Raw genomic sequence first — 11,367 nt, forward strand, 5'->3', positions numbered from 1 at the left:
AGTGAACCCCGAACTCGCCGCACGCATCGTCGCGGACTCGCGCGACCGGGTGGCATGGATGCGTGCGCGCTCTCGGGGGATCACCGCGACGGATGTCGCCGGGCTCACGAGCGAGAAGTCGATCGCGCGCGCGGCTGACGCCAAGCTCGGCGGGGGCCCGCGGTTCGGTGGCAACGCGTACACCGATCACGGTCGACGCCGTGAGCCGGAGATCGCCGCGTGGGTGGCCGCGACCCACGGCATCCTGCCGTCTTCCGCTCTCTTCCGCGCCGAGGTCGAGCACCGTCACCTCGCCACCCCCGACGGCGTCGCGGTCGACTCGGTCGGCCGGGTCAAGCTCGCCGAGATCAAGACGACGAACAAGCCGTGGAGCGGCATCCCCCGCACCTACCTCCGTCAGGTGTGGTGGCAGCAGCACGTGCTCGGAGCGGAACGCACCCTGTTCGTCTGGGAACAGCACGAAGACTTCTCGCCGATCCATGACGAACCCCGGTGCGTGTGGATCGACCGCGACGATCGCGAGATCGCGAAACTCGTCAGCCTCGCGACCGACCTCATCGACGAGCTGTACCGTCGCACCACCGGTCAGCAGCCGCCCACGCGTATCACCGACGCCGCGGCCAGCCGCCGCGAGCAGCTGCGCGAACGCGACACCTTCCGCGCTCTCGCGCTCGCCGACTGACGCACCCGTTCAGGCGGTACGGGTCCGGCCCCGCCTACCGCTGCAGAACACGCTCCGCTTCGGCGGCGATCTCGCGGGCGATCGAGTCGAGGAGATCCGAGGTCAGGTTCCACTGCTGCCAGTACAGCGGCACGCGCAGCGCCGCTCCTCCCAGCGGCACGAGGCCCGCGGGTTCCTGAAGCACGGGCAGCATTCCCCAGCCGAGGCCGAGTTGCACCGCAAGGGCGTAGTCGTGGGACGCCGGGACGTAGTGTCGCGGCACTTCTTGATGCGCGACCTTCCGAGAGCGCAGCCACTCATGCTGCAGGGTGTCGCGTCGATCGAAATCCACGAAGGGAGCACGGCTCAGCGCCTCTCGCGTCGCGCCGTCGGGAAACCAGCGTCGCGCGAACTCGGGAGCCGCCATCGCCCGGTATTCCAGAACGCCCAGCGGCGCCGCGGAGCAACCGGCGACCGGGTCCTTCTCGCTCGTGACCGCCGCCATCACGGTGCCGGATTCGAGCAGCCGCGCCGTGAAGTTCTGATCGTCCCGGTGGAGGTCGAAGTCGATCGCGCGGTCGGCGGAGAGCCGCGCGAGCGGCGCGAGAAACCACGTCGCCATCGAGTCGGCGTTCACCGCGAGCGGGATGCTGATGCGCGAGGCGCCCGCGCCGTCCTCCAGCCCGACGCCGGCGAGCGCGTCCTGCTCGAGCAACGCGATCTGTCGGGCCAGTCGGACCACCGCCTCACCCGCCGCGGTCAGCGTGACCGGCTTCGTGCGCACCACGAGGATGCGGCCGAGCTGCTGCTCCAGAGACTTGAGACGCTGACTCACGGCCGACGGTGTGACCTGCAGGCGCCGGGACGCGGCATCCAACGTCCCCTCATCGGCGACGGCTGCCACGGTGGCCGCCAGTTCGGGATCGATTCTCACATCAATGATGCTAATGGTTCGGTAGGAATCTTCGCTGGTGCTCATGTCTCTGTCTTCCTAACCTGGAACGATGTTCTCGGTTCTCGCCGGCTTCGGCCTCGGCCTCTCACTGATCGTCGCCATCGGCGCTCAGAACGTCTTCGTGCTGCGTCAGGGCATCCGCCGTGAACATGTGCTCGCCGTGGTCGCCATCTGCGCCCTGTCGGACGCTGTGCTGATCGTCGCCGGTGTCGCGGGCCTGGGTCTCGTCATCTCAGCCGCACCGTGGTTGATCGTCGTCGCCCGCTGGGCGGGGGCCCTGTTCCTGCTCGCATACGGCCTGCTGGCCGCCCGTCGCGCATGGACGGGAGGCGACAGCGTCCTGGACGGGGAAGGAACGGATGCCGCGGACGTGACGAACGCGGCGGCTGCGTCCGGCACCTCGACGCTCACGCGCACGCGCCTCGCACCTGTGATCCTCACCGTCCTCGCCCTCACCTGGCTGAACCCGCACGTCTACCTCGACACGGTGCTCATGCTCGGGTCCATCGCGACGACTCACGGCGAGGGACGCTGGCTCTTCGCCGCGGGGGCTGTCGCCGCCAGCCTGCTGTGGTTCACGGCGCTCGGCTTCGGTGCGCGCTACCTGGGCCGCTGGCTGCGCACGCCGCGTTCCTGGCGCGTCCTCGACGGCATCATCGCCGTCGTGATGATCGCACTCGCCGTGAGCCTGGTGCTGCCGGTGCTGGGCGGTTGAATCCCTGGACGAGCGGATTCAGGTCGATCCGGCCAGAAGTCGATCGGGTCAGGGGCCGTCGAGCTGACCGCCGTCGAGCGGACGCATGATGCGCGTGAGGAACCGCCGCGTGCGCTCGTGCTGCGGATTCGTGAAGACCTGCTGCGGGCTGCCCTGCTCGACCACTGCACCCTCGTCCATGAACAGGACGTGATCTGCGGCCTCCCGGGCGAAGCTCAGCTCGTGGGTGACGACGGCCATGGTCCACCCCTCATCCGCGAGCTCTTTGATGACCAGAAGCACCTCGCCGACGAGCTCCGGGTCGAGCGCGCTGGTGGGTTCGTCGAACAGCAGCAGATCCGGCTTCAATGCCAGCGCACGCACGATGCCGACACGCTGCTGCTGCCCACCGGAGAGCTGGTGTGGACGTGCGTTCTCTTTGTCGGACAGGCCGACACGGGCGAGAAGCTCTCGCGCCTCGGCCACGACCGCGTCCTTGGGCCGGCCGTGCACCCGCCAGGGCCCTTCGATCACATTCTCCAGCACGGTGAAGTGCGGAAAGAGGTTGTGGTGCTGGAAGACCATCGCCGAGCGGTCGCGAAGTGCGATTCGCTGCTTCGGGGAGGGCCGAGAGCTGAAGTCGATATCCGGGCCGTCCGCGACCGTGACGGTGCCGGCATCCGGCGTCTCGAGACCGTTGAGCGAGCGTAGGACGGTGGTCTTCCCCGAGCCGCTCGGGCCGATGAGCACGACGACCTCACCGCGATGCAGCGTCAGATCGATACCCCGGAGCACCTCGTTGTCCCCGAAGCTCTTGCGCAGACCGCGCGCGGTGAGCAGCGGTTCTGCGGATTCAGTTGGTGACACGGCTGTCGAGTCTCCTCTCCAGGGCGCTCTGCCCCGTCGAAAGCACCAGGCAGATCACCCAGTAGACCAGGGCGGCCGCCAGATACACCACCATCACCTGGTACGACGTCGCCGCGATCTGCTGCGTCACCCGGAACAGCTCGGTGACCAGGATCGTGGAGGTCAGCGAGGTGTCCTTGACCAGCGAGATGAAAGTGTTCGACAGCGGCGGCACCGACACCCGCGCAGCCTGCGGGAGGATGATCCGCGTGAGCGCGCGCGCGCGGTTCATCCCGACCGTGTACGCCGCCTCCCACTGCCCCTGCGGAACGGACAGGATCGCCGCGCGGACGACCTCTGCACCATAACCGCCCACGTTGAGCGACAGTGCCACGATCGCGCTCGGCCAGGGATCGATCACGATTCCGAGCGCCGGCATGCCGTAGAAGATCACGAAGAGCTGGACCAGGAGCGGCGTACCGCGGATCACCGAGATGTAGAACCGGGCGATCCCCGACAGCACCGGGTTGACCGAGATGCGCATCAATGCGACACCGATGGCGAGGACGAGCCCGAGCGCGAACGAGATGATCGCCAACGGAATCGTGCTCACCAGTCCCGCCAGGGCGATGGGCCCGAGCGATTCGAGGAACAGCTGCCAGGGGTCTACGGGGTCCACGGGCTACTCGGTGACGTCGGCGCCGAAGTACTTGTCGCTGATCTCGGCGAGGGTGCCGTCGGCGCGGAGCTCCTCGAGGGCGGCATCCACGGCCTCGACGAGGTCTGTCTTGTCCTGGGCGAACACGAACGCCTGCTCACCGGCATCCTCGGTCTCCGCGGCGATCTTCAGACCGGTCGGTCCGTCGGTCTGCTCGTAGTCGAGGAACGTGAGCTTGTCGTTGATGGTCGCGTCCACGCGGCCCTGACGCAGCAGGGCGACTGCCTGCGCCCACCCCTCCACCGCTTCGACCTTCGCACCGGACTCGGTGGCCAGCTCGTTCCAGTTGCTCGTGAGCGACTGCGCGGTGGTCTTGCCGGCGAGATCGTCGAAGGAGCTGATCGAGTCGTCATCCTCCGCGACCACGATGACGCCGGGAGACACCGTGTACGGGGCGCTGAAGAGGTACTCCGCTTCGCGCTCGTCGTTGATGGTGACCTGGTTGGCGATGACGTCGAATCGGCCGGCATCGAGGCCGGCGAAGATCGCATCCCACTGCGTCTCCTCGAACTTCACGTCGAGGTCGAGTTTCTCGGCGACGGCCTCGATGATCTCGACGTCGTAGCCGGTGAGGTCGCCGGTGCCGCCGTCGCCGTGGAAGCTGAACGGTCGGTAGGTGCCTTCGGTCGCCACCGTGAGCGTGCCCTCGGACACGAGACCGAAATCGGACGCCGACGAGCCGTCGCCGCCCGCTCCGGAGTCGGTCGGCGCGTCGGATCCGCTGCAGGCGGTGAGGGCAGCGGCCGTGAGGACGAGTGCGGTGGCGGCGATGAGGCGACGAGACATGGGGCGGGCCCTCCCGGGGTGCTGAGTGCGCGATGCTGTGGCGCGATGCAAGGAACCCACCCACAGTACGCGCCTGCCGCCGAGAGTCCACATCGGTGACGCCGGATGTCGCCGCGAACCACCGAGGATGCAAAAATGCCCCCGCCGAGGCGGGGGCATTTCCGAGTATGAACTCGTCAGCCGGTGGGCTGATGGTGTCTCAGCGTCAGATCGCGTTGACGTCCAGCGGGATGCCGGGGCCGAACGTGGTCGACACCGCACCCTTCTGGATGTAGCGGCCCTTCGAGCTCGACGGCTTGAGGCGGACGATCTCCTCGAGCGCTGCATCGATGTTCTCGTTCAGCTGCTCGGTGGTGAAGGATGCCTTGCCCACGACGAAGTGCACGTTGGCGTGCTTGTCGACGCGGAACTCGATCTTTCCGCCCTTGATCTCCTCGACGGCCTTAGCCGCGTTCGGGGTCACGGTGCCGGTCTTCGGGTTCGGCATCAGACCACGCGGGCCGAGCACCTTGCCGAGACGGCCGACCTGGCCCATGAGCTCCGGGGTGGAGACGGCCGCGTCGAACGCGGTCCAGCCGTCAGCGACGCGCTGGATCAGCTCGGCGCCACCGACCTCGTCGGCGCCGGCGGCGATCGCTGCCTCAGCAGCGGGGCCCGTGGCGAAGACGATGACGCGGGCGGTCTTACCCGTGCCGTGCGGGAGGATGACGGTGCCGCGCACCATCTGGTCGGCCTTGCGAGGGTCGACGGCGAGCTTCAGCGCGACCTCGATGGTCGAGTCGAACTTCGCCGAACCGGTCTCCTTCGCGATGGCGACTGCCTCGGACGGGGTGTAGAAACGGTCTGCCTCGATCTTCTCGGCGGCAGCCTTGTAAGCCTTGGACTTCGTAGCCATGATTATTCTCCTCAGCCCTCGACCGTGATGCCCATGGAACGGGCGGTGCCGGCGATGATCTTCGAGGCGGCCTCGATGTCGTTCGCGTTCAGGTCGGCCTGCTTGGTCTCGGCGATCTGGCGGACCTGGTCCTTGGTGATCTTCGCGACCTTGACCGTGTGCGGGGTCGAGGACCCCTTCGGCACGCCTGCGGCCTTCTTGATGAGCTCCGCCGCCGGCGGGGTCTTCAGGATGAACGTGAAGCTGCGGTCCTCGTAGACGGTGATCTCGACGGGGATGACGTTGCCGCGCTGCGACTCCGTCGCGGCGTTGTACGCCTTGCAGAACTCCATGATGTTGACGCCATGCTGACCGAGCGCGGGGCCGATCGGCGGCGCCGGGTTGGCGGCACCGGCGTTGATCTGAAGCTTGATCAGGCCGGTCACCTTCTTCTTCGGTGCCATTCTCTTTCCTTTCATCGAAGCGGATGCCGGAGCTTCCGTTTCTCCCGCGAACCCGGCATCTCCGGGCTGCGGTCGTCTGCGCGCGCCGAAGCGGCACACAAACCACGTAAGTCTACCCGACTCCCCGCTCTCCCGCGACCTGCACGGGGCCCCCCTCCGTCCTCCTCCCCCTCGGCCGCGCCGGCGAGGTCAGGAACGCCGCCGCCGGGGCGCACCCGGCTGTGTCTCTGGCCTCGCATCCTCGGGATCCGCGGTGCGGTACAGCGCGATCATCCGCTCACCGAGCTCACGGAGGGCGACGCGCACGGCGTCCGGTTCGATGACCTCGGCCACCCCGGTCCACCCCGCCAGCTGCTCGGCCAGGGCATCGGTCCGCTGCGCGCTGATCTCCATCGGCACGCGGCCGTCGTCGTTCGGAGGTTCATCGAGCATCCGCGCCTGTGCACCGAATCGATCCGCGATCGCCTTCACCGCCCACGGCTCCACGTGCACTGTCGCGTGCACGGCACCCCGCATCCCTTCGACCCGTTCGACCATCTCGGCCCACGCCCGCCCTCGGTCGAAGTTCGCGGGTGCGGTGCCGGGCAGCGACAGCATCCGAAGCTCGGTGATGCGATCGACGCGATACGTCCGCATCCGCGCGGCATCCGCGGCGTCGGTGCCCGCCGCCGCAGGCGCGGCGATCAGGTACCAGCGCCGCCCGCGGCTGCCGACCATCAGGGGCACGAGCTCCGTTTCGGCACCCCGCGAGGTGCCGTCGTATCGCACGCCCACGCGGAAGCCCCGCGCGATCGCGTCCTGCAGCGTCGACACGGCGGCCGGCGGCGAATCGTCATCGACCATGCCCCATGGCGCATCTCGGACGGTGGCCTCCGCCACGCGCTGGGCACCTTCGCGGAAGGACTCCGGCACCGCCCTGACGAGTTTCCGCATCGCGGCGATCCGCTCCGGTGTCGCGGCCCCGCTCTGAGCGAGTGCGACGAGCAGGGAATTCACCTCCCCACGGGTGAGTCCCGTGAGATCCGTGCGCGCACCGCCGATGAGGCGCCACCCGCCTCCCCTGCCGCGCGTCGGATAGATCGGCACGCCGGACATCGCCAGGGCTTCGAGATCTCGTCTTGCCGTCGGAACCGACACCTCGAGGGCGGCCGCGAGCTCGGCGGCCGTGATGTGCGGGCGTCCCTGCAGCAGCAGAAGTGCCTGGATGAGGCGGTCGGCTCGGATGTCACACCCCGTTTTCTGAAGTGATCAGTAGGTGAGCACTTCACCTCCAAGGATAGAAGAAACACCCCCCTTCAGAAGGAGAATCTCATGTTCCGTGGATTGGCCAATCTCAACCTCGTCGCCGAAGACATGGCGGCCGCCGTCGCCTGGTACTCGACGGTCTTCGACTCCCCTCCCTACTTCGTCCGCCCCGAGCAGGGACCCGTGCAGTACGCCGAGTGGCGCTTCGGCGACGATGAAGACGAGTTCGCGCTGATGGACGCCCGATTCCGCCCCGTTCTCGCGCAGCCCGGTGGCGCGCTGATGAGCATCCATGTCGACGACGTCCGCACCACCGTCGATCGCCTCCTCGATCTCGGCGCTGCACCGTTCGATCCGGTGACGCAGCGTGGCGAGGGGTGGTGGTCGGCATCCGTCAGCGATCCGTTCGGCAACCTGATCGGCCTGATCCAGAGCCCTCACTGGGCCGCACAGCACGGCGGTTGAGCCTACCTCCGCGTTCCGGTCGCACTTCGCGCCGCCTCAGGGCACGCAGGACGGCCTAAACTGCGACCGGAGCCCGGGAAGACACGACCGCCCGCACACACGAGAACGGCCGCCCCCGAAGGGACGGCCGTTCTTGAGAAGCGTGGGTCAGACCATCTTGGTGACCTGGTCGAACGACAGCTCGACCGGGGTCTCGCGCTCGAAGAGTGAGACAAGGACGGTGAGCTTGCCGCTCTCCGGCTTGATCTCGCTGATCGAACCCGGCAGGCCCGCGAACGAGCCTTCCTTGATGGTGATGGTCTCGCCGACCTCGAAGTCGACCTCTGCCGGCAGCGGACGAGCCACAGCGAGCCCACCCTTGGAGGCGATGTTCTTCGCCGTCGGGAGGTCCTTGACCTCGACGAGGGACTTCAGCATGTTGAAGGCCTCTTCGAAGCGCAACGGCGTCGGGTTGTGAGCGTTGCCCACGAAGCCGGTGACACCGGGCGTGTGACGCACGACCGACCAGGTGTCTTCGGTGAGCTCCATGCGCACCAGCACGTAGCCGGGGATGCGCACGCGGGTGACCATCTTGCGCTGGCCGTTCTTGATCTCGACGACATCTTCCATCGGGACCTCGACCTGGTAGATCTCGTCCTCGACCTCGAGCGTCGACTTGCGCTGCTCGATGTTGGCCTTCACCTTGCGCTCGAACCCGGCGTAGGAGTGGATGACGTACCACTTGCCGGGGAGCATGCGCAGGTCCATGCGGAACGCCTCGTACGGGTCTTCCTCAGCGTCCTCGTCAGCCTCACCTTCGGCGGCGGCATCTTCGTCGGCCTCGCCATCGGCGGCGGCGTCTTCGTCGGCGGCGTCGACCGCGTCGGCGTCATCCGCCGGAGCGTCGTCGTCGCCGTTCACGTCGGGGCCGTCGTACGGGGCGACTTCATCAGCCGCCGCAGCTTCGTTCTCTGCGGCCTCTTCGGCCACGGAGTCGTTGAGGACCTCTGCGGCAGCCTCGGTCTCGGCCGTTTCGTCCAGGTTGAGGGCGTCGTTCACGATCGCATCAGCCTCCGGGTCGTCGATGTCGATGTCGATGTCATCTTCGATGCTCTCCTCGTCGTCGTTCTCGACGTGGACGGCGACGTGCTCGGCCGGGGTGACCGAGAGCTCCTCCGCGGCGAGGACGTTGCCCTCCTGAGCCTCGTCCTCTTCGCTGGACTGCTCTGCGGCGGTCGCCCAGTCGGCGTCGTCGGAATATCGTTCAGACACGTTGTTTCTTCTCCATAGCTGCGGCGTGAGCCGCGGGCGTCATCAGTCGGGGATTCCGAAAACCCAATGCGTCACGAACGCGAACAGGGTGTCCAAGCCGTAGACGATGCCCATGACGATCACGACGAAGACGAGCACCACCGCGGTGAACTTGAACAGCTCCTTGCGAGTCGGCGTGACGACCTTGCGCAGTTCGGAGATGACCTGACGGATGAACAGGGCGATGCTGCCGAAGAAGCCGAGCTTCTTCTCACGGGTAGCGCCGGCCGCGGCCAGCTCGCCGCGCGGTTCGTCCTGATCCATCCTGAATGTACCTTTCGTGTGTCAGCGTTGCGCTGACGCGCAGGGCGGACAGGAATCGAACCTGCAACCTGCGGTTTTGGAGACCGCTGCTCTGCCAATTGAGCTACCGCCCTAGAGACTGTGAAGCCTCGGGGGTGTCCTCTCCACTCTGCCACCGAACTGCGACCGAAAGGTCCCAGGCACGGCGAAAGAATGCAGACAACAACTGCTGAACCAGCATACGGCATCCTTCCGGTGAAGCCGAACGGGGGCCGGGTGAGACTTCCCAACCGCCCGTCATGCCGGCAGGTGCCGCGGGGTCATCAGAAGAGTTGACGCCAGTTCGCGCGCGCGAGGTCCAGCAGTTCATCACCGCGACCCGACATGACGGTGCGGATGGCGTAGAGCGCGAAACCCTTGACCTGCGCGGCCTCGATCGCCGGCGGCATCGACAGCTCCTGCCGCTCGGTGACCACGTCGAGCAAGGCGGGCCCGTCGTGTGCGAGCACTTCGCGGACGGCGTCCGGAAGGTCCTCACTGCGCTCCACCCGACGCGCGAAGATTCCCATCGCCTCCGCGATCGCCGCGAAGCTGGGGTTCTGGAGTCCGGTCGCGTAGGTGACCAGGCCCGCGGCCTTCATCTCGAGCTCGACGAAGTTCAGAGAGGAGTTGTTCACCACGACCGTCTTCACGGGCAGGCCGTTCTGCGTGAGGGTCAGCAGCTCCCCGAGCATCATCGAGAGCCCGCCGTCCCCGGCGAGGGCCACGACCTGACGCCCGGGATGGGCGACCTGCGCCCCGATGCCGTGGAGCAGCGCGTTCGCCATCGATCCGTGGGTGAACGACCCGATGAGCCGGCGGTTCTCCGTCATCGACAGGTACCGGGCTGCCCACACCGTCGGGGAGCCGACATCGGCGGTGAAGATCGCATCGTCGGATGCCTGCTCGTCCAGCAGGCGTGCGAGGTACTGCGGGTGGATCGGGCGATCGCCCTTCGTCGGCACCGCGAGTTCGTCGAGCTTCGCCCGGGTCTTCCGGTAGTGCGCGATGGCGTCGTCGAGGTGGCCGCGGTCGTCCCTGGATGCCAACCGCGGGAGCAGGGCTTCTGCTGTGGCCCGCACGTCGCCGACGAGACCCAGATCGAGTGGATGCCGCTTGCCGAGCTGCTCGCCGCGGATGTCGACCTGGATGGTCGTGGCGTGCTCCGGATAGAACTGCTCGTAGGGGAAGTCACTTCCCAGCACGAGCAGCGCGTCGGCAGCCTCCATCGCTCGGAAGCCGGACGCGAAGCCGAGGAGGCCGGTCATCCCGACGTCGAAGGGGTTGTCGTACTCGATGAATTCCTTGCCGCGCAGCGCATGCACGATCGGAGCGCCGAGTCGGTCTGCCAGGGCGATGACCTCGTCGTGCGCTCCTTCGACGCCGGCGCCCGCCAGGATGGTGACCTTCTTCGCGGCGTTCAGCAGCGTCGCGGCCTTCTCGAGCTCGGCGCCGCTGGGAACGACCACGGGACGCGTCCGCTCGATCACGACACTGCGATTGTCGTCGATGTCGGAGAGGGCCACGTCTCCGGGGATGACGAGGACGGCGACGCCCCGCTTCTCGATCGCGGCTCGCATCGCGATCTCCAGCAGGCGCGGCATCTGCTTCGGGTCCGCGACGTACTCGACGTAGACGCTGCACTCGCGGAACAGCTCCTGCGGGTGCGTCTCCTGGAAGTATCCGGTGCCGATCTCGGTCGTCGGGATGTGTGCGGCGATCGCCAGGACCGGCACGCGCGAGCGATTCGCGTCGTACAGGCCGTTGATCAGGTGCAGGTTGCCCGGACCGCAGGAACCTGCGACGACGGCGAGCTGCCCGGTGGTCGCGGCATCCGCGGCGGCGGCGAAAGCCGCGGCCTCCTCGTGCCGCACGTGCACCCAGCGGATCGTCCCGTCCTTGCGGAGCGCGTCCGTGAAGCCGTTCAGCGAATCGCCGGGGAGCCCGTACACGTGCTCGATCCCGTTGGCGTGCAGAGTCTTGACGATGTTCTCAGCGACATTGGCCATGCTCCGACCCTACGCCCGGGCACCGGCCACGGCGCCGGTCCTGCCGAGACCACCGCACCGCGACCCGGCACCAGTATT

Annotated in this window: 13 protein-coding genes and 1 tRNA gene; 3 read left to right on the forward strand and 11 right to left on the reverse strand. The window is 67.5% G+C overall.

The genetic code is table 11. The annotated features are described in order from the left end of the window. Nucleotide 1: 1 nt before the first annotated feature. Nucleotides 2-682, forward strand: coding sequence for a YqaJ viral recombinase family protein (locus D7252_RS01010; protein ID WP_120773699.1), 681 nt, complete (start codon nt 2-4; stop codon nt 680-682). A 34-nt stretch (nt 683-716) separates the two neighbouring features. Here the strand turns inward: D7252_RS01010 and D7252_RS01015 are convergent, their stop codons facing one another. Next, entirely contained in the window at nt 717-1,595 is an 879-nt protein-coding gene (locus D7252_RS01015) for a LysR family transcriptional regulator ArgP (RefSeq protein ID WP_183055126.1), read from the reverse strand. A gap of 70 nt (nt 1,596-1,665) precedes the next feature. Between D7252_RS01015 and D7252_RS01020 the strand changes: the two genes are divergently transcribed. Beyond that, a complete protein-coding gene (locus tag D7252_RS01020; RefSeq protein WP_120773701.1) occupies nt 1,666-2,331 on the forward strand; it encodes a LysE/ArgO family amino acid transporter in 666 nt (221 codons plus the stop codon). Nucleotides 2,332-2,379: 48 nt separating this feature from the next. On the opposite strand, the gene D7252_RS01025 is transcribed toward D7252_RS01020, so the two are convergent. The 6 genes from D7252_RS01025 to D7252_RS01050 form a co-directional block, all read right to left on the reverse strand. After that, complete coding sequence (locus D7252_RS01025; RefSeq protein WP_120773702.1) at nt 2,380-3,177, reverse strand: amino acid ABC transporter ATP-binding protein; 798 nt, start codon at nt 3,175-3,177, stop codon at nt 2,380-2,382. Further along, nucleotides 3,164-3,835 carry an amino acid ABC transporter permease gene (locus D7252_RS01030; protein ID WP_183055127.1) on the reverse strand — a complete coding sequence of 224 codons (672 nt, stop codon included), beginning with the start codon at nt 3,833-3,835 and terminating at the stop codon, nt 3,164-3,166. Before D7252_RS01030 ends, D7252_RS01025 begins: the two co-directional genes overlap by 14 nt. 3 nt (nt 3,836-3,838) lie before the next feature. Beyond that, nucleotides 3,839-4,660 carry a transporter substrate-binding domain-containing protein gene (locus tag D7252_RS01035; RefSeq protein WP_120773703.1) on the reverse strand — a complete coding sequence of 274 codons (822 nt, stop codon included), beginning with the start codon at nt 4,658-4,660 and terminating at the stop codon, nt 3,839-3,841. Nucleotides 4,661-4,865: 205 nt separating this feature from the next. Beyond that, nucleotides 4,866-5,555, reverse strand: coding sequence for a 50S ribosomal protein L1 (gene rplA / locus D7252_RS01040; RefSeq protein ID WP_120773704.1), 690 nt, complete (start codon nt 5,553-5,555; stop codon nt 4,866-4,868). 11 nt (nt 5,556-5,566) lie between these two features. After that, a complete protein-coding gene (rplK, locus tag D7252_RS01045) occupies nt 5,567-5,998 on the reverse strand; it encodes a 50S ribosomal protein L11 (protein ID WP_053097443.1) in 432 nt (143 codons plus the stop codon). Between the two features lie 189 nt (nt 5,999-6,187). Continuing rightward, on the reverse strand, nt 6,188-7,222 hold the full coding sequence (locus D7252_RS01050; RefSeq protein WP_308162533.1) for a WYL domain-containing protein: 1,035 nt from the start codon (nt 7,220-7,222) through the stop codon (nt 6,188-6,190). Between the two features lie 87 nt (nt 7,223-7,309). On the opposite strand from D7252_RS01050, the gene D7252_RS01055 reads away from it, so the two are divergent. Continuing rightward, nucleotides 7,310-7,708: a VOC family protein gene (locus D7252_RS01055; RefSeq protein WP_120773706.1), complete on the forward strand. Its 399-nt coding sequence runs from the start codon at nt 7,310-7,312 to the stop codon at nt 7,706-7,708. Between the two features lie 147 nt (nt 7,709-7,855). Here the strand turns inward: D7252_RS01055 and nusG are convergent, their stop codons facing one another. From nusG to poxB, 4 genes are all read right to left on the reverse strand, one after another. Then, nucleotides 7,856-8,959, reverse strand: a complete 1,104-nt coding sequence (gene nusG, locus D7252_RS01060) for a transcription termination/antitermination protein NusG (protein WP_120773707.1) — start codon at nt 8,957-8,959, stop codon at nt 7,856-7,858. Between the two features lie 42 nt (nt 8,960-9,001). Further along, entirely contained in the window at nt 9,002-9,262 is a 261-nt protein-coding gene (gene secE / locus D7252_RS01065; RefSeq protein ID WP_120773708.1) for a preprotein translocase subunit SecE, read from the reverse strand. 40 nt (nt 9,263-9,302) lie between these two features. Further along, a tRNA-Trp gene (locus tag D7252_RS01070) sits at nt 9,303-9,375 on the reverse strand. 189 nt (nt 9,376-9,564) lie between these two features. Then, nucleotides 9,565-11,289, reverse strand: a complete 1,725-nt coding sequence (gene poxB, locus D7252_RS01075) for a ubiquinone-dependent pyruvate dehydrogenase (RefSeq protein WP_120773709.1) — start codon at nt 11,287-11,289, stop codon at nt 9,565-9,567. Nucleotides 11,290-11,367 lie beyond the last annotated feature (78 nt).

The sequence above is a fragment of the Microbacterium sp. CGR2 genome (assembly GCF_003626735.1).
Classification (GTDB): domain Bacteria; phylum Actinomycetota; class Actinomycetes; order Actinomycetales; family Microbacteriaceae; genus Microbacterium.

Excerpts from the sequence above, each read along its gene's own strand:
- D7252_RS01020 (WP_120773701.1), top strand. The coding sequence starts at position 1,666 with ATGTTCTCGGTTCTCGCCGGCTTCGGCCTCGGCCTCTCACTGATCGTC.
- D7252_RS01035 (WP_120773703.1), bottom strand. The coding sequence starts at position 4,660 with ATGTCTCGTCGCCTCATCGCCGCCACCGCACTCGTCCTCACGGCCGCT.
- rplA (WP_120773704.1), bottom strand. The coding sequence starts at position 5,555 with ATGGCTACGAAGTCCAAGGCTTACAAGGCTGCCGCCGAGAAGATCGAG.
- rplK (WP_053097443.1), bottom strand. The coding sequence starts at position 5,998 with ATGGCACCGAAGAAGAAGGTGACCGGCCTGATCAAGCTTCAGATCAAC.
- D7252_RS01055 (WP_120773706.1), top strand. The coding sequence starts at position 7,310 with ATGTTCCGTGGATTGGCCAATCTCAACCTCGTCGCCGAAGACATGGCG.
- secE (WP_120773708.1), bottom strand. The coding sequence starts at position 9,262 with ATGGATCAGGACGAACCGCGCGGCGAGCTGGCCGCGGCCGGCGCTACC.
- poxB (WP_120773709.1), bottom strand. The coding sequence starts at position 11,289 with ATGGCCAATGTCGCTGAGAACATCGTCAAGACTCTGCACGCCAACGGG.